The organism is Snodgrassella sp. W8135 (assembly GCF_016101225.1).
Lineage (GTDB): Bacteria > Pseudomonadota > Gammaproteobacteria > Burkholderiales > Neisseriaceae > Snodgrassella > Snodgrassella alvi.
The window spans coordinates 156,891-174,791 of sequence record NZ_JACFQX010000003.1 but is presented as its reverse complement, the minus strand read 5'-3'; the positions used below and the strand labels follow the sequence as shown (position 1 = coordinate 174,791).

The 17,901-nt window shown below is 39.2% G+C and carries 14 protein-coding genes; 5 read left to right on the top strand and 9 right to left on the bottom strand.

The features are described from left to right. Positions 1 to 20 precede the first annotated feature (20 nt). From H3T75_RS08160 to H3T75_RS08150, 3 genes are all read left to right on the top strand, one after another. Positions 21 to 719 carry a hypothetical protein gene (locus H3T75_RS08160; protein WP_198211464.1) on the top strand — a complete coding sequence of 233 codons (699 nt, stop codon included), beginning with the start codon at positions 21 to 23 and terminating at the stop codon, positions 717 to 719. A gap of 201 nt (positions 720 to 920) precedes the next feature. After that, positions 921 to 4,757 carry a calcium-binding protein gene (locus H3T75_RS08155; protein ID WP_198211463.1) on the top strand — a complete coding sequence of 1,279 codons (3,837 nt, stop codon included), beginning with the start codon at positions 921 to 923 and terminating at the stop codon, positions 4,755 to 4,757. Between the two features lie 170 nt (positions 4,758 to 4,927). Continuing rightward, entirely contained in the window at positions 4,928 to 5,770 is an 843-nt protein-coding gene (locus H3T75_RS08150) for a class II glutamine amidotransferase (RefSeq protein WP_198211462.1), read from the top strand. A gap of 262 nt (positions 5,771 to 6,032) precedes the next feature. Here H3T75_RS08150 and H3T75_RS08145 read toward each other — a convergent pair whose 3' ends face one another. The 7 genes from H3T75_RS08145 to H3T75_RS08115 form a co-directional block, all read right to left on the bottom strand. Further along, positions 6,033 to 7,394 (bottom strand): sodium-dependent transporter, encoded by a 1,362-nt coding sequence (locus tag H3T75_RS08145; RefSeq protein WP_078474279.1) that lies wholly within the window; start codon positions 7,392 to 7,394, stop codon positions 6,033 to 6,035. A gap of 199 nt (positions 7,395 to 7,593) precedes the next feature. Next, positions 7,594 to 8,397 (bottom strand): carbon-nitrogen hydrolase family protein, encoded by an 804-nt coding sequence (locus H3T75_RS08140; protein ID WP_198211461.1) that lies wholly within the window; start codon positions 8,395 to 8,397, stop codon positions 7,594 to 7,596. A 213-nt stretch (positions 8,398 to 8,610) separates the two neighbouring features. Beyond that, positions 8,611 to 9,549, bottom strand: coding sequence for a sce7725 family protein (locus H3T75_RS08135; protein WP_198211460.1), 939 nt, complete (start codon positions 9,547 to 9,549; stop codon positions 8,611 to 8,613). Positions 9,550 to 9,601: 52 nt separating this feature from the next. Beyond that, positions 9,602 to 10,477, bottom strand: coding sequence for a sce7726 family protein (locus H3T75_RS08130; protein ID WP_198211459.1), 876 nt, complete (start codon positions 10,475 to 10,477; stop codon positions 9,602 to 9,604). A 104-nt stretch (positions 10,478 to 10,581) separates the two neighbouring features. Beyond that, positions 10,582 to 11,031, bottom strand: coding sequence for a Fur family transcriptional regulator (locus H3T75_RS08125; RefSeq protein WP_198211493.1), 450 nt, complete (start codon positions 11,029 to 11,031; stop codon positions 10,582 to 10,584). A gap of 62 nt (positions 11,032 to 11,093) precedes the next feature. Further along, on the bottom strand, positions 11,094 to 11,846 hold the full coding sequence (locus H3T75_RS08120; protein WP_084547287.1) for an SDR family oxidoreductase: 753 nt from the start codon (positions 11,844 to 11,846) through the stop codon (positions 11,094 to 11,096). A gap of 468 nt (positions 11,847 to 12,314) precedes the next feature. After that, positions 12,315 to 13,265, bottom strand: coding sequence for a D-alanyl-D-alanine carboxypeptidase family protein (locus tag H3T75_RS08115; protein WP_084547286.1), 951 nt, complete (start codon positions 13,263 to 13,265; stop codon positions 12,315 to 12,317). A 410-nt stretch (positions 13,266 to 13,675) separates the two neighbouring features. Between H3T75_RS08115 and clpX the strand changes: the two genes are divergently transcribed. Next, positions 13,676 to 14,938, top strand: coding sequence for an ATP-dependent Clp protease ATP-binding subunit ClpX (gene clpX / locus H3T75_RS08110; RefSeq protein WP_084547285.1), 1,263 nt, complete (start codon positions 13,676 to 13,678; stop codon positions 14,936 to 14,938). A gap of 164 nt (positions 14,939 to 15,102) precedes the next feature. Here the strand turns inward: clpX and H3T75_RS08105 are convergent, their stop codons facing one another. Then, complete coding sequence (locus tag H3T75_RS08105; RefSeq protein ID WP_025330304.1) at positions 15,103 to 15,780, bottom strand: helix-turn-helix transcriptional regulator; 678 nt, start codon at positions 15,778 to 15,780, stop codon at positions 15,103 to 15,105. Positions 15,781 to 15,963: 183 nt separating this feature from the next. Here H3T75_RS08105 and H3T75_RS08100 point away from each other — a divergent pair, with 183 nt between their 5' ends. Next, entirely contained in the window at positions 15,964 to 16,239 is a 276-nt protein-coding gene (locus tag H3T75_RS08100) for a hypothetical protein (RefSeq protein WP_110414038.1), read from the top strand. 193 nt (positions 16,240 to 16,432) lie between these two features. On the opposite strand, the gene mpl is transcribed toward H3T75_RS08100, so the two are convergent. Beyond that, positions 16,433 to 17,836, bottom strand: a complete 1,404-nt coding sequence (mpl, locus tag H3T75_RS08095; RefSeq protein ID WP_198211458.1) for a UDP-N-acetylmuramate:L-alanyl-gamma-D-glutamyl-meso-diaminopimelate ligase — start codon at positions 17,834 to 17,836, stop codon at positions 16,433 to 16,435. Positions 17,837 to 17,901: the final 65 nt, after the last annotated feature.

Sequence of the window (17,901 nt, the reverse complement as noted above, 5' to 3'; positions counted from 1 at the left end):
ACTGATGAAAGGGTAGAAAAATGTCTCGGCCACAAATATTAACTAAAGAACAACTTAATTCATGGAACCAAAAAATTAAAACTGGTAATTTATCTGCAATAGGAGAAGTTTATCAGATACTGCAAGAAAAAGGTTATAACTATGCAGCATGGGCAATTGGTGTAGCCACAGGCGATAGCATTACCGGAAACGGCGCCATAGAATTTATGCAAACTGTAGCTAAAGATCATAAACAAATTCTTACTCAAGCCAGAATTGACAGTGTGCGGCGTGATATGGCTATAGGCTATTTAGCAATGTTGCAAAATAAACTTGAACATGGTCATGGTGGTGAAGATATTACATATGAAGAAATGTATGAATTTCATGTAAATGTATTTAATAAAAATGGTTTGGATATCAGCTATTGGACGCTATATACCCCAATGTCGATTATTCAAACTAATGCATCAGGAAACGGCCGTAACGGTAATATGATTGAAGGCAGTAAAGTCGTTGAAAGTATGTGGGAACAGATTCGTGCCACCAAAGGAGAAGTAGTAAACGGCGGAGCTTCAGTAAGTTTAGAGTTATATCAAATAATGCAGGACGCCAAAAAGGGCTATATTTATGTTGATAAAATAACTGGTGATGTATCTTCACAAACTAGTATTATTAATGCTTATACCATGGATGCATCAATTCACTCTTTTGGAAGTTCTGAACTTATTAATATATAATCAAAATTAGAGAATATTGATAAATTAATTGATAGCTTAGGCTATAAGAAAGTAACAATTTCTAGTACCGATCAGCAAAAGGCACAACAATGGTGTCGTGATACTGATATTGTAGCTACAGCTAAATCAGTTACAACTGAAACATTAAATCATAATATACTCAATCTCAGTACACACTCCTGGTATAGAAATTATGCCACGATGGAAAATAAACGCTCCGGACAATATTTTATTAATCACGATACTTCTACATTAGCAAAACAGCAACTAATTAATAACTGGCTATTAGTTGGTGGCACGGCTATGACCAAATGGATTATGGCTGCAGTACTGAATGAAGAAAGTATTAATAGCTCTAATTCACAAATTACCTCTGTTAACGACCAAAATTTTTTAGACAAAGGGTTAGAATTTGTTTTTGACTCTCAAACTGGACACCAGCAACTAGTACCTGGGAAAACCGATGTATTTGAATTTAAATATCAGCTGGATTTTATTGATAATACACCAGAATATACTCTTAATTTACTGAAAAAACTGAGTGAACAAGGAGAAACTGATAAAGTATCTATTTATTTAAATGCCTTAGCTCATTTAAATCCTATTGTTATACTTAATCCAGATTCAAAGCCTCCGCAACGAACATTAGCAGATATGGGAGAAGACTGGATAAAAGCAAGATGCTGGATGATTCAAGAAATCCGCTATGCGCAGGCCAGTGAATTTAATCAGGATCTAGATCAGCAATTTGATTTTGATGGCTTTCACGATTACTTTTCTGAACGACCAAGATACCAGCAATTTAAAACACTTATAGAATCCATTCGTAAAAAATATGGTTTTTCTGAAACGGATACACTTGTATTTCATGATAAACAAACCGGCCAGAGCTGGAGTACAAATCCCGAAGCTACTACTAATGTGCATGAAATTGTGATGCTTGCAGATAAAAATCCAGGTATAGCAAGAGGTGGAGCACTTTCTGATATTCTTATTGGTAGTATAGGTGATGATGTAATTATCGGTGGTAAAGGCAATGATCTGCTGATTGGTGGTGCGGGAACAGATAATTATTACTTTAATAACGGAGACGGACAGGATCGTATTATCGATAGTGATGGTAATGGCTATATCTATCTGGACAATAAGATTTTTTCATCATATCAGTGGATAGGGAAAGAGCTGAATGTATGGCAGTCAGAGGATAATAAATGGCAGGTGTGGCTGAATAAAACCGGTGATTTATGCATTCAGTCCCTGACAGACAATAAAGATATTCTTACTATTGAGGGATGGAATGAGCTTAAAGGAAATAAACTCGGCATTAATTTACCCAATATGCGCCCGCCTAAGGAAAAAAATAAAATTCTGGGCGACTGGCGCACGAAAATCATTCATGTAGAAGGCCATTTTGAGGAAGAGTTAGAGTCTCTTAAAGGCCATTATCACTATGATTGGGATAAGCGCAGTGCCGACGGCCGTATTATCGATGGTAAACAAGAAAACGGCTTTGAGGATGTTATTTTCGGCACAGCCAATGATGATGAAATTTCGGGGCTGGACGGCGGCGATGCTATTGATGGCATGGCCGGTGATGATGTGATTCTGGGTGGCGATGGCATGGATCTGCTCGCAGGCGGCGGTGGCTCCGATACCATCAGAGGTGGTGCCGGAGATGATTATATTTTTGCCAATAATCATTTAACGATATCTCAACGAGAGAAGCCGGATGAGCGCTGGAAGATGCCTGATTATGGTAAAAAACTGATTCATGCTGGCCCAAACTGGGGTATATTTTTAGAAAGAGGTAATTATTTGATTATCTCTGGTATTAGCGACTGTTTTGATGAGCCCATCTCTGCTGTGGACGGTATGTCATATGGGGGAGATTTTCTATATGGTGATGAGGGCAATGACTTTATTGTTGGCGGTAATCTGAATGATTATATCGAAGGTGATTCGGTAGCACCGGGCAGTACGCAAGAAGGAGATGATGTCGTTTTTGGTATGGGTGGCAATGATTATATTGTCGGTGGCAAGGGCAAAGATATCTTATATGGCGATGGTCTTGTTAGACTAGGTCACTTAAATTCTCTTGCTGGCAGGGCTCATGGAGATGATCACATTGATGGCGGCGAAGGTGATGATGAAATCATTGGTGGTGGCGGCAATGATGTGATTATTGGCGGCGATGGTGATGACAAAATTTATGGCGATGATGGTGGAAAGACATCAAGAGAAATACTTGATAGCCAATATCATGGTAGTGACACCATTTATGGCGGTGCCGGTAAAGACTTTATTGTAGGTGGTGGTGGCGATGATTTTCTCTATGGCGGTAATGACGAAGACATTATATATGGCGATTCTTATGATATGAATAGAAATTTTTCACAATTAACATGCAATGATCATATCTGGGGCGATGCCGGTAATGATGAGCTGTATGGTGGCTACGGAGACGATGTGATTCATGGCGGCGCTGATCATGACAAAATTTATGGCGGCCACGGTAATGATGAGCTTTATGGCGATGAAGGCAATGACGTTATTTACGGGGATGATGAGAATAACAAAGAAATTCAGGGTGCAGACTATATTGATGGCGGCGCCGGCAATGATAGTTTAATAGGCGGCGGTGGAGACGATTGGATTTTCGGGGGCGATGGCGATGATAAGATATGGGGTGATGAGAATAAAAATTTTGTCGATGCTGACTGTTCAATAAACGGTAATGATCATCTGTTTGGCGGAAATGGTAATGATATTATTGATGCCGGATATGGTACTGATGAAGTTGATGGCGGCGAAGGAAATGATGTTATATTCGGCGGCGGTGGTCATGATTACCTTTATGGTGGAAATGGCGACGATATAATTATCGGTGATTTCAATAATATTATTGGTTGGGGAATTGGTTCGGGTGGTTCTAGTGATCCTATTTTAATTACAACCGAAAATTCTAAATATACCGGCGATGATGTTATATACGGCGGAGAGGGTAATGACAGAATATATGGAGATGTTTTGCAAGAATTAGAAAGTTTTTCTGGAAATGATGTTTTATATGGTGAAGGAGGAGACGATTATATTAATGGGGGTTATGGTAATGATTACATTGATGGAGGTATCGGTAACGACCGGCTGATTGGCAGTGGTGGTGATGATGTGATTTATGGTGGTGATGGTAATGATATTATTTATGGCGACAGTGAAGAACCTGTAAATAGCGATAATGCAAAAACCAGTGGTAATGACGTTATCTTCGGAGGAGATGGAAACGATTTTATCAGTGGCGGCAGCGGCAATGATAATTTACAGGGTGATGATGGCAATGATCAGCTGTATGGAGGCCTGGGCGATGATAATTTATATGGCGGAGCCGGTAATGATTTGCTTAACGGTGGTAAAGGCAATGACTATCTAAATGGCGGTATGGGTGATGATATGTATGTAATTAAAAACGGCGACGGCATCACTATAATTGAAGACCATAATGGATTGTCTTATATTAAGGTTGATCAGATAAAATCGCTTACTTTCAGTGCTTATAAAGACGGAATAGTGATTAAAAACGGGGTTAAAGGCGATATTATTTATCTGCTCGGCTATAATTTGAAAAACCGGGGCAAAGATTCTGATTTAGGCAATATTATATTTACCGAAGATGGTAAGCATGGGCAAACTTTATTAAGCCTGCTTACAAAGCGAAAACCTGTTGATATGCCCCTTATTCCGCAGTTTGAAAAAGATTCGGCTCTCAGTAATCACCTGTTCCATTCTGCTGACAATAGTCTGCATAAAGATTCAGGCAATTATGTCGCAGGCCTTGCCAGAATTCCTGTAAAGAATGCGGCGCCGGATAACTATGCCAATGAAATTATCAATTCCGGTTTTAATTACGCTGATGCGATGTTACTCAAGCAGGCAATGGCGGCTATGAGTTCAGGACTTGCTGATAGCAGCATGGCAATATCACCGCCACAGGATAAACTTTTAGGTACTGCTGATAATTATTTGAGTGTTTCGGCTGTATAAAAGCAAGTTTCTGTTCTGTTAATTTGAATTTATGCCTGTAACAGCAGTTACAGGCTTTTTTACAGGTAAATATTAGCATCAGTTATCGATTACTATAATCAGGATGTATAATCTTTACTTGATGAAACAGCAAATATTAAATTATTAATTTATCTATGGAGAAATAATAAATGTGCCAGTTGTTAGGCATGGATTGCAATACCCCTACTGATATTGTCTTTTCTTTTGAAGGTTTTCGTTTGCGGGGAGGTCTGACTGACAGCCATGCAGATGGTTTCGGCATTGCTTTTTTCGAGGGGCACGGAGTGCGCCTGCTTCAGGATGATAAGCCTTGTGCGAGCTCACCTGTCGCAGATTTGGTGCAGCAATATAAAATCAAATCGGAAAATGTAATAGCTCATATTCGCAAAGCTACTCAGGGACAAGTGCACTTAGTAAATACACATCCGTTTGTACGCGAGTTATGGGGAGAATACTGGGTGTTTGCACATAATGGCAATTTGCGCCGTTTTAATCCTTCTGAAGGTGAATATTTTAACCCGGTAGGTACTACGGATTCAGAGCAGGCCTTCTGCTATCTTCTTGAGCAGCTACGCCAGCGCTTTCGTCACAAGCCTTCTCGGGAAATTTTATTTAATGCTATAGCAGAAATTACTGGTGAGCTGCGTCAGTATGGTTTATTTAATTATATGCTTTCGAATGGTGACTGGTTAATTGCCCATGCCAGCACCCTGCTTTTTTATATTATCCGGCAGGCGCCTTTTGGTAAGGCTGTTCTGGCAGATGAAGACGTGGCTATTGATTTTTCCGCGGTTACTACACCACATGATCGTGTAGCAGTCATTGCCACATTACCGCTTACCTGTAATGAGCAGTGGCAACAACTGGCGGTTAATGAACTGGTGATGTTCAGCCAGGGAGAAATTGTTTTGCGTGATTGTATCCAGCCGGCTCAATATATGAGTGTAGAAGATGGTCTGGCCATCGCACGCAAAGCCGGCGTCAGCATGTAACAGATTAAGTTGAACTAAGAAACTAAAATTTCAGAAAATCTGTTATTAACTGAACTATCTTATGTAATTTATCCAGAATGGATTAAAACCAGATTAAAGCATAGTAACAATTGCAGATATTTGATGCAAATCCAGATATTTATTAAATATCTATATCTGTTTTCAGGCATTTTCTATAGTAGTTAGTGAATCCATAAAAGAAAATCCCGAATAATTCCGGGATTTTTGTTACTCAGATATGAAAATATTAACTATATATTGATTACATAAATCCATAAATCAGAATTGCTATTACAGCTATCGGAATAACATAGCGACATAACACTTTCCAACAAGCAAATACAGCCGGGCCTAAATTCAGCTCCTGACGAATTCTTTCCTGATTCATTATCCAGCCGGCAAATACAATCGTGCCAAGTCCGGTTAACGGTAGCATAAGCTTACTGGTCAGATAATCGAGAGAATCAAAAATATTTTTACCGAAAATTGTAATATCCTGCCATGCATTAAATGATAGCAGGCAGGCAATACCCAATGCCCAGATGAACAAACTACTTACTAAAGTTGCTGATTTACGTCCCAAATGGGTTTTTTCTTCCAGTAATTCAACTGTCGGCTCCAGCAATGAAATTGAGGAAGTCAGAGCGGCGAAGGTCAGGAAAATAAAGAATACAACACCAATAATAGTACCACCGGCCATATTGCCGAAAGCGATAGGTAAGGTAACAAAAATCAGCCCCGGACCTTCTCCCGGTTGCAGGCCATTGGCAAATACCAGCGGGAAAATGGCCATACCGGATAACATGGCAACAATAACATCCAGAATAACTACAGTACGTGCTGTAGAAATCAGATTCACATCTTTACCCAGATAGGAACCGTAAGCCATCATAATACCCATGCCCAAAGACAGGCTGAAAAATGCATGCCCCAATGCCGCCAGTACTGCCTTACCAGTAATAGCAGACCAGTTAGGAGTAAATAGGAAAGCAAAAGCCTTGCCAAATGAAGGTCCGCTGACAACAGCCGCATAAACTACCAGACCAATCAGTAATAGACCCAGCCCCGGCATCATCACTTTACAAGAACGCTCCAAACCGGCACCAACACCCATGGCTACAATCAAAGCGGTAGCAAACATGAAGACGGTATGCCATGTAAGTAAATGGCTTACACTACCAAGAAATTGCTGGAAGACCTGACCAGTGCCCCCACCATTTAAACCTTTAAAAGTACCAGTACCGGCAAGAAAAATGTAATCAGCAGCCCACCCGCCAATAACACTGTAAAAAGAAAGAATCAGGAATGAACCAAGTACGCCGATAATACCTACCCAGCGCCATGATTTAGATTGCCCTTCATCAGCAGCTACATCTTCCATGGTATGAATCGGATTTTTCTGCCCGCGACGGCCAATCAGCCACTCAGCCACCAGAATAGGCAAACCAATCACAAACATGCAAATCAGGTAGGTAAGCACAAATGCAGAACCGCCCATCTGACCGGCCATATAGGGAAATTTCCAGATATTACCTAAACCAACTGCTGAACCTGCTGCGGCGAGCATAAACCCCATCCGCGAGCTCCACTGAGAATGCGATTTTTTCTTTGTTCCGCCACTCATCGCTACTGCCCCTTACTTCTTAATTCAAACTTTAATCAATAATCATGCCATGAATCGCATTTTTGGACAAGAAATGATTGTGAATGTACCGTTTTTGAGACTATTAAGCCCATTATTCAGACATTATGTCCAAATAATGGGCTTAAATATGGATTAAATTCAGGCTAGTTCCAAAAAGTGCTAACTTAAAAAAACATATTTACAACAATCGATGCTGTAGTGCCGGTAGCTTAGTACGTACTGATTGTAGAAATTCGGCATCCAGCTCTGCACAAATAACCCCCTCTCCTTCTGGCAAAGAGGCAAGGATTTCTCCCCAAGGATTAATAATCATACTATGGCCATATGTACGGCGGCCATTTTGATGCTGCCCGCCCTGTGCAGACGCCAGCACATAACACTGATTTTCAATTGCTCTGGCAGTTAATAATGTGTTCCAGTGTGCTTTACCCGTGGTATAAGTAAATGCTGCCGGTAACACCAGTACTTCAAATGGAAGCTGGGCACGGAAAAATTCAGGAAAACGTAAATCGTAACAAATACCCTGTGCCACAGCGATATTATCAATTCTCAGCTCCGGTACATCCATGCCACGCAGTATTGTATCGGCTTCTGCGTAAGACTCATTGGCACCAGTGTAACCAAACAAATGCATTTTATGGTAGAAACCCAGTAACTCTCCTGAGCGCCCGTACACCAGCATGGTATTAAATATTTTGGTTTTATCCGTACTTTGTAAAGGTATGGTACCACCAAATAGTATGATCCCCAGCTCAGCAGCCAGAGTTTTCAAAGCTGTTTGCAATCGGCCATCTCCAAAAACCTCAGCCACAGCTACTTTATCTGTTTCGTCTTTACCCATTATCGGCCAGTATTCAGGTAATACTACCCATTCCGCACCTGCATCAGCAGCTTGCCGAACCAGACGCTGCATGGTTTGAATATTCTCAGCAATATCAGTACCAGAAACCATTTGTACGATGCCAACTTTGATACCATTCATGTATTACTCCTTCAATACTTTTGCCATAACTTTGTCAGTTGGGTTATTTATAGTCTTAACTATTTCAATAGGCAAATAAATTATTTTAGTATATAGAGTAATAATCCTTAAATTTTAAAATCTGGAATAAATTGTGATGATTTATCCGAGATTTATTCATATAGTTACAAGATAAATTCTTTAATTAATAGATAAATATTTATCTACATTTTGTTAATATACACCTTTAATTTTTAAAAGATGCATGAGTTCAAAATGATGTTGTATTGAAAGACTTTTTAAAGTACCTAAATGATATGAAAAATTTTTTTTCTGATACATATCTTCTAATTCCTGACAAGCTGATGACCAAGTTAGTAATCCAATATTATTTTGTATTACTGAATGAATATCTTCTAAAAGTTCTTCATTAAGCACCCCAATATTTTCATGATAGGTTCTAGGTTTTGATAAATAATGCTTTATAAATATATCATTATCTGTATGATTAAAAGTAAGATGAAAAGCTGATGTGTAAGCCTGCCCTCCATTTTGAGAAAAATGATTACCTATAGTAGAGAAATTTCCAAACCCCTGATATCCTTTAGATTTATAGTTCAAATGTGCATCAGAAAAAAACTCAATTCGATTTTCTTGATAATCATAATTACGCTTTAAGCGTTTAAAATTGTCTTCAAGTAAAATTTTATCTTTAGAAAATTGATTAATATAATAATCCTCAACGCTATCCTTATAAAAAATATGCTTTATTATTTGTTCTTGTTGGTTAATCAATTTAGTATCAAATCTAATTTCACCTGAATGTATCAAAACAAATTTAGATTGATTAAACATATTTAACCAATTCTGAATTTGTAAAAAATTATAACTATGGTCAACATTTAAGCCTACAATCAATGAAGAATTTGATTCAATTAAGTTCTTGGTAAGTTGGATAAGCTGCTCATCATTATTTTTCAAATTGCCAACTTTTGGATTAATTATAAATATAAAATTATTCGGGTTAATTTTAGAAAGCGTTTTTTGAATCTCATTGAAGCTATTTTTAACAGGTTCCAAAATAATAGAAATATTTGATTCATTAATTTTATCAGCACTTTTTCGTATTGATAATAATTCAAATCGTTTGCTTCTTAAAAAGCAATAATACATAATCTCCTCCTTGTATTAATGAAAAATTAACGCTTTAAATAACAATTATTAATTACAATATTTGATTTTCCAAACGTGACGAAATTATTTTAAGTCTCCTTAAAGAAGGTCTAATATTTAGCATTAATGCTAATAGTGAAAAAGGCAGTTTTTCTATAGATCTCTTTTCTTCATTTTTCAATTCTCTTTTGCGTAGAATACTTACAAAAACATTATGTGCTTCAATAATATCCATTTTTTGAAATAAGTTCAAACAATCATTTCTAGTCTTTTTAGGTGAAATATCAGGAATATAATCATATTTTTTTTTCATATAATTCAATATTTCTGAATTTCTTAAGCTCTTGAATAAAGCACTTATAGATAAATTTTCAATATTTGATGATGCCTCACGAATTGTACTCATTTGTTTTCTATGAGTTAATCTAATTATACCTACGTCTTTATCTAAAGTTTGTTCCAAAATTTTAATCTTCGAATCATCGCACACTATAAATATCTTTTCAAAAACTTTTTTATAATCAGTTAGCTGGGAGGAGATTCGATCTAAATTATCTAATCCTGTTTTAATTTCATAAGCAGTGGATGTCCCATTAAAAATAGCTACATCACAAATTGAATTTAATACATGAAACTCATTCATATAGGCAACATTAGCTAATTTATGCCTTCCTTTTATTAATCGATTTGCTATTATATTTTTAAATACATATTCGTTTTTATAATGTTGATTTATAATATTAAAAAAATAATCGAAAGCATAAAAAAAATTTTTACCTTTTAAATCTTTTTTTATTTTAGTATCTAAAAGTATTTCGTTTAGTAAAGAAGAATCATTTTTAAAGATGAGCGAATCAAAATTAGAAGTTCTGAAGAATTGACTAATTTTATATGGCACATTATCAGATAACATAATTGAATTTGTCATTTTAAAATACTTTTCGATTAAATAATATTATATACATTTCTGATTCTCTTTTTGTAACTTACTATAAAAATATGATTTAAAATATTCTGAATACTAACAAACTCTCAAGTAACCTTCCTCTGGCAATGTGTACAGATACCTGTTAGTACGATATGCTCATCATTAAGCATAAATCCATTATCTGCAGCACGCTGGCGTAATGCTGCCCATTCTGAGCTGAGACTTTGTTCATCTACAGCTCCGCACTGGTTGCATACCAGAACAAAATCACTGTGATGAACGGTATTGTCCTGACAGTGACTATCGCACTCATGCCGTACATGACGGCAAAGTATATAGCCGTTAACAGCAGGTATTTTATGTAATACACCCTGCTCAGCCCAGAAATCCAGTGCTCGGTAAGCAGTAGGCGGAGCAACCGTACTGTTACTGTGCTGTTGCATAGATGCCAGTACCTGGTAGGCTTTAATAACACCACTCATATTTAATACAATATCCAGCACCTGAGCACGCAGTTGGGTAACAGTAACTCCTTGCTGAGCACACTGTGCCATGATATGTGCTTTTTCTTCGGCTTTGGATTGCCATACTGTAGGGTTAGACATACCTGTAAATCTTAAGCCAAGTCACGGGTTACACTCAGACCGGCGAAGGTTTGAGATACCGGCATAATTTCAATATGGTTAACATTCATATGTGCCGGAGTCTGATACAGCCATAATACGGTGTTGGCAATATCTGCCGGTTGCAGATAGCTGATATTTTCATATACGGCAGCAGCCTGTTTATCATCGCCGCGAAAGCGTACATTGGAAAATTCAGTATCACCGCATAAACCGGGGGCAATATTGGTTACTCGTATGCGTGTACCGGCCAAATCAGTACGCAAATTCAGGCTGAACTGGCGTACAAAAGCTTTGGTAGCACCGTAAACATTGCCACCTTTATATGGCCATGAGCCGGCAGTAGAACCCAGATTAATGATATAGCCGCTATTTTTGGCTACCATACGTGGCAATATTTGCCGGGTAACATAAGTTAAACCCAGAACATTGGTATGAATCATGGTTTCCCAGTCAGCAAAGTTTGCTTCCTGAGCCGGCTCCATGCCCAGTGCCAGCCCGGCATTGTTCACGAGTAAATCAATATCCGCCCAAGTACCCTGTAAGGAGGCTAATGCATTATCTACACTGCTTTTATCGGCTACATCCATTTGTAATGGTAAAAACTGTGCACCCAGTTCTGCCTGTAAATCTTGCAGCTTATCCAGTCGCCGTGCGGCACCAATAACCTGGTAACCGGCATGAACCAGCACACGACACATTTCTGCGCCAAATCCTGCAGAAGCACCTGTAATTAATATTGCCATGTCAGTATCTTTCTCTATTTAAAGATAACACCTTTATTTGTCCCTTATGAGATAAATCTATATTTATTCAATTTCCAATATTATGGTATTACATTTCTATTTTGCTACGACCGAGTCTTGTTTATCAACCGGTGACATTTATTCATTCATACCTCAGGAATATTTATCTGTTTGAGAACCAATATTTTACACTGATGATTAAGCTTTTACTCAGTACTATCCTCAGAAACTATGCCTTGCCTATTATTTTCAAATAAAAGATGTAGACGAATCAACTGGTACATTTATAAAAACGCTATTAATCATATCTGTTAAATTACTTTTAATTGCTGATGTTCACAGGCTATGTCTGGCTTTCTATCATGTTCATTAACTGCTTTGACAGTTAAATTACGATATAAATGGATTGATTTATTGATAAAAAACCCCGTTATCGCTAACGGGGCTCTTTGATAACAGATATATGGTTTATAAAGATTGCTGCATCGCCCATGAACGTAAAGCGCGGGCATCGCTTACACGAGTTGTTGAACTGGGAGAGTTCAGCAAAACAATGGTTACCGGCTGGTTCTGCACGCTGGTTAGCAGCACCATAGACCGACCTGCTTCACGAATATATCCGGTTTTTTGCAGCGCGATCGGCCATAAACCTTCTCGTACCAGCGCATTGGAGTTGTGATATTGCTCTACTCTGCCATTACTGGTGTATACCGAACCGGAATTGTCAGTTGAATATTGTCTGATAAGCGGATACTGGCTGGCACCACGCACCAGTAAAGCCAAATCCCGTGCAGTGGACTGATTGCGCGGATCAAGCCCGGTTGGTTCGTAAAAACGTGAATTAGTCATTCCCAGCTCAGCCGCCTTATTATTCATGGCTTCTACAAATGCCGGCATACCGCCCGGATAAGTACGTGCCAGAGCATGGATTGCCCGGTTTTCACTACTCATTAAACCAATATGCAACAGCTCACGCCGGGTCATTACTGTACCAACAGACAGACGACTGGTTGAGTTTTTCAACCGGTCAATCTCGGCATCTGTGATGGTAATCTGATCATTCATGTTCTGATTGGCATCCAGCACTACCATTGCTGAAACCAGCTTAGAAATGGATGCAATTGAACGTACCTGATTGATATTTTTCTGGTAAAGAATTTCACCGGTCTGATTATTCATAATCAGAGCCGATTGTGAGCTTAATAAAGGGCCGGCAATCTGTGCACGGGTTTCCAGATTGGCATCGGGATGGTTGCTGATAAATGTGCTGAGTGTGTCAGACTGACCACCTGTCTGCTTTTGTTCGATAAACTGGCCGAGAACATCAAGGTCTCCGGCTACAGCAGGTACTGCAAAAAACAGACTACTGCTTAACAGGCTTACCCACTGCCAGCGACGCAGACGTGATAAACATGACATGATAACTTCCTTTTTGACCCTGAATCAGGGTAATTTATTTCTCAAGAGAATACTACTTAAACTGAACGCAATAGAGAGACAGACATAATTATTGTCTGTGTTTGAAAGAAGTTTTTAACGTCCAATTATTCAATAAATATATTGTTTCTCAATCTAATTATAAGACAAATTTGCTTACGGTCGGTATTTTCTTATTATATTTGGCTAAAAAAGGTGTTTATAAACGATATTTTAATCAGATTTTCATTATCAAACTGATTTCTTCAGTGATTAAAACCACACTAGCATTCAGTTTGATATCAGCCTGATAAAACTATATACTCGTTTTTTGGCTGAATCCGATACGATATCATCTATGTATTTGGTCCGGCATTCAATATAAGCTCTATTTTCTTGATGAAATCCTGTTTATGAGTAAAGAAATTCGTTATTGTTCGTTTTGCGGTAAACCTGAAAACGAAGTTAAAAATTTAATTGAAGGTGAAAACGCATTAATCTGTAATGAGTGCGTGGATACATGCAATGAAATGCTACATAATCCGGGTGCTTCTTCTACAGAGAATGGCATGCCGGCAACTGACGGAGACGGTCAGGAAAAACTACCTACTCCGGCAGAAATTGTTGCTAATCTTGACCAGTATGTAATCGGACAAGAAACAGCAAAAAAATCACTGGCTGTAGCGGTATATAATCATTACAAACGCTTGCGTCTGGGTAAGGAAGAAGGTCAGGTAGAGCTGTCTAAATCCAATATTCTGCTGATTGGACCTACTGGTTCGGGTAAAACTCTGCTCGCTCAGACTCTGGCGCGCAAACTGGATGTTCCGTTTGTGATGGCTGATGCTACCACACTTACCGAAGCCGGATATGTTGGTGAGGATGTGGAACAGATTATCACTAAATTATTGGGTAAATGCGATTTTGATGTACAAAAAGCACAAAAAGGCATTGTATACATTGATGAAATCGATAAAATCTCCCGCAAAAGTGATAATCCCTCTATCACCCGCGATGTTTCCGGTGAGGGTGTTCAGCAGGCTTTACTTAAACTGATAGAAGGAACTGTTGCATCTGTGCCGCCACAGGGTGGACGCAAACATCCTAATCAGGAATTTATTAATGTAGACACTACTAATATTCTGTTTATTTGTGGTGGTGCATTTGCCGGACTGGAAAAAGTTATCCGTCAGCGTACTGAAAAAGGTGGTATCGGCTTTGGTGCTGCGGTACACAGCAAAGACGAAAATACCAATGTAAGCGAGCTGTTTCAGACGGTAGAACCGGAAGACCTGATTAAATTCGGTTTGATTCCCGAGCTGATCGGTCGTCTGCCAGTTATTGCAACGCTCACTGAGCTGGATGAAGATGCACTGATTAATATCCTTACCGAACCTAAAAATGCATTAATTAAGCAGTTTCAGGCTCTGTTTGCGATGGAAGGTGTGGAGCTACAGGTACAACCCTCTGCATTACGGGCAATTGCCAAGCTGGCCATGGCGCGCAAAACCGGTGCCCGCGGCTTACGCTCAATTGTAGAAAAAGCGTTGCTTAATACTATGTATGCTTTGCCGGATTTAAACGATGTAAAAAAAGTGGTTGTTAATCAGGATGTAATTGATAAAGGTGCTGAACCTGAATGGTTACTGGCTGATGGCAGTGCTTATAAAGGCTAAAACCATAAGCTGAATTTTACATGCATAAAAAACCGTCTGAATTTTAGAATTTCAGACGGTTTTTTTATGTACAGAATAAATGAGTTAACCGGTTAATAATGTGTCCGCAGTATTACCCGGATTATCAAACTGGCACTTCAGTATGAAATTTTATTATCAAAACATTACAGATAACGACCAAACCACAATACTTTACCGATGATTTGTACATCATCACTTTCACTATCCAGCCGGATTTCAAAACTCGGATAGGCTTCATTAGCAGAAATAACATTCACTACATTACCCGGCATCAGCTGTAAACGCTTAACCAGCAGATTATCGTTAATACGCAATACATACAAACCATCACGGCGTATATGATTCATTTGCTGTACCAGAATGGTGTCTCCGTCATTGAGCACACCTTCCATTGAATCTCCTTTGACCGAAATCACTGACAAGCCACTAACTTCAGGGCTAATCATTGAATTTATCCAGTCCTTGCGGAACGCCATGGTAAACATCGGTTTTTCATTAGCAACTAAACTACCATGTCCGGCAGCTGCTTCAATTGCATAACGCGGCACATAAACAAAATCTTCAGTATTCACCGGATTACCCAGCGTATCGTGTGCTGCCTGAGTTTGCTGTTCAGGAAAGGGTTCCCCTTCTCCGGTCAGCAACCAGTCAATACTGCAACCTTTTAATTCTTTGATACGTTTCAGGGTTTCTGCTTTGGGTAACCCGCCTTCATGCCAGATACGGCTGAAACCGGCCATAGTCATATCAATGTCTGTGGCAATTTTAGACTGGCGCTCACCCGGCCACAGTGAAGCCAGACGGTCTTTAAATGTTTGCATGCACAAATTCCGGCAATTTCTTAGAAATATCGTCAATAAATTTGTTTTTATTATACTTCATTTTTAGAAAAATGAAAAGTAACTAAATATTTAAGAAATAAATTCCTTGAATATTTATTTTTTTCTAATTAATATAATAAAAATTAAACAATTTATTAGATTTTTCTAAATAAGGAATGGATTATGAAATTATTAAAAATATATGGGTTAATGGCTTTATTATTGTTGCTGGGCAATTTTCATTCAATACCAGCTCGTGCTACAGCTCCTGCGGCATTGATTTCGCAAACGCTGGACTGCCAGCATCTGGCGAATTTAACTTATACTGAAATGAATCCAACCCAGATTAAAGTAGCCAAAAACTGTGACCAGCGTGAAGCTGCACAAAGCTGGCAGAATGCATACGGAAAAATGAATCATACTGAAATGGCAAAAGCTACAGTTTATGAGGCTTCCTGAAATATTGTATCGCTCTGCTTCTGTTGTACTATCAACCATGTAATTTCATTATTTTTTATATTTACCCTGACACTGCACTGTTTAAAACACACATAAAATAAAAGCCTGAGTACCTGAAATAACAGATAGCTCCGGCCTTTAGAAAATCTGAACCAGGGGTTATTGTTTTAACTTGAATTCAGTACAAAAATAATTAATTATTTGCTTTGTGTTGTAACTGAGTCAGTAATTGCTGATGAATACCACCAAAGCCGCCATTACTCATGACCAGAATATGATCCCCCTGCTCTGCCTGTGCAGTGATAGCTTCAACCAGTGACTGCATATCCTGAAAAACTGCTACTTTATCCTGTAACGGACTTAGTGCAGCCGCAACATCCCAGTCAACCCCGCCGGCATAACAGAATACTTTATCCGCTTCTGCCAGACTGGCAGGTAAAGCAGCTTTCATGGTACCCAGCTTCATAGTATTAGAGCGTGGTTCAAGCACAGCCAGAATACGTGCATTAGCGACTTTCTGGCGCAGGCCGGCAATAGTTGTGGCAATGGCTGTCGGATGATGAGCAAAATCATCATAAACAGTAATATCGTTAACTACACCTTTGACTTCCATGCGCCGTTTAACATTCTCAAAACGAGACAATGCTGCACAGGATTGCCGGATCGAAACACCTGCATGACGTGCTGCAGCAATCACTGCCAGTGCATTCATGCGGTTATGCTGCCCCAGTAGTTTCCACTCTATATGTCCCACCTTTTGTTGCTGATAGAGTACATCGAAGCCGCCGGTTGCAGAAATTTCACCAATCTGCCAATCCTTATTCAGACCAAAACCTTCTACTTCTGACCAGCAGCCTTGCTGTAAAACTTCGTCCAGTGCAGCAGATTGTTCATTAACGACAATCAGCCCTTCACTGGGAATTGTACGAATCAAATGATGAAACTGAGTCTGAATTGCTGCGAGATTGGGGAAAATATCCGCATGATCATATTCCAGATTGTTCAGAATTGCCGTACGCGGACGATAGTGTACAAACTTACTGCGTTTATCAAAAAAAGCTGTGTCATACTCATCTGCCTCGATGACAAAAAACGGACTGCACTCTGGTTCAGATGCGGATTTCTCAGCCGGTGGTACCTGAGGCAGGCGCGCTGATACAGCAAAATTTTGCGGCACCCCGCCAATCAGAAATCCGGGAGCCAGACCAGCATCTTCAAGCACCCATGCCAGCATACTGGCTGTCGTTGTCTTACCATGAGTGCCGGCTACTGCCAGTACCCAGTGCTGTTGAAGGATATTTTCTGCCAGCCATTGCGGGCCGGAAGTATAAGGTAAGTTACGATTGAGGATGGCCTCAATGACAGGCATGCCGCGACGGGCAACATTACCAATTACATAGACATCAGCAGGATAACTGTCCAGCTGTGCTGCTTCGAATCCTTCCACCACATCAATGCCCAAATCAGCCAGCTGTGTACTCATGGGCGGATACATTTTGGCATCACAACCAGTTACATGATAGCCTGCCTGTTTGGCTATAGCGGCAATTCCTCCCATAAATGTTCCGCCGATACCAATGATGTGGATATGCTGCATTTCTCTGTCTCTATGCGATGAAAACCAGCATTATAGACTTTCCTCATATTTACTACATGGATGTT

Coding starts and splice junctions, on each gene's coding strand:
- H3T75_RS08125 (WP_198211493.1), bottom strand. CDS start 11,031: ATGGCACAGTGTGCTCAGCAAGGAGTTACTGTTACCCAACTGCGTGCT.
- clpX (WP_084547285.1), top strand. CDS start 13,676: ATGAGTAAAGAAATTCGTTATTGTTCGTTTTGCGGTAAACCTGAAAAC.
- H3T75_RS08145 (WP_078474279.1), bottom strand. CDS start 7,394: ATGAGTGGCGGAACAAAGAAAAAATCGCATTCTCAGTGGAGCTCGCGG.
- mpl (WP_198211458.1), bottom strand. CDS start 17,836: ATGCAGCATATCCACATCATTGGTATCGGCGGAACATTTATGGGAGGA.
- H3T75_RS08120 (WP_084547287.1), bottom strand. CDS start 11,846: ATGGCAATATTAATTACAGGTGCTTCTGCAGGATTTGGCGCAGAAATG.
- H3T75_RS08150 (WP_198211462.1), top strand. CDS start 4,928: ATGTGCCAGTTGTTAGGCATGGATTGCAATACCCCTACTGATATTGTC.
- H3T75_RS08115 (WP_084547286.1), bottom strand. CDS start 13,265: ATGTCATGTTTATCACGTCTGCGTCGCTGGCAGTGGGTAAGCCTGTTA.
- H3T75_RS08100 (WP_110414038.1), top strand. CDS start 15,964: ATGAAATTATTAAAAATATATGGGTTAATGGCTTTATTATTGTTGCTG.
- H3T75_RS08140 (WP_198211461.1), bottom strand. CDS start 8,397: ATGAATGGTATCAAAGTTGGCATCGTACAAATGGTTTCTGGTACTGAT.
- H3T75_RS08160 (WP_198211464.1), top strand. CDS start 21: ATGTCTCGGCCACAAATATTAACTAAAGAACAACTTAATTCATGGAAC.
- H3T75_RS08135 (WP_198211460.1), bottom strand. CDS start 9,549: ATGTATTATTGCTTTTTAAGAAGCAAACGATTTGAATTATTATCAATA.
- H3T75_RS08130 (WP_198211459.1), bottom strand. CDS start 10,477: ATGACAAATTCAATTATGTTATCTGATAATGTGCCATATAAAATTAGT.
- H3T75_RS08155 (WP_198211463.1), top strand. CDS start 921: ATGGAAAATAAACGCTCCGGACAATATTTTATTAATCACGATACTTCT.
- H3T75_RS08105 (WP_025330304.1), bottom strand. CDS start 15,780: ATGCAAACATTTAAAGACCGTCTGGCTTCACTGTGGCCGGGTGAGCGC.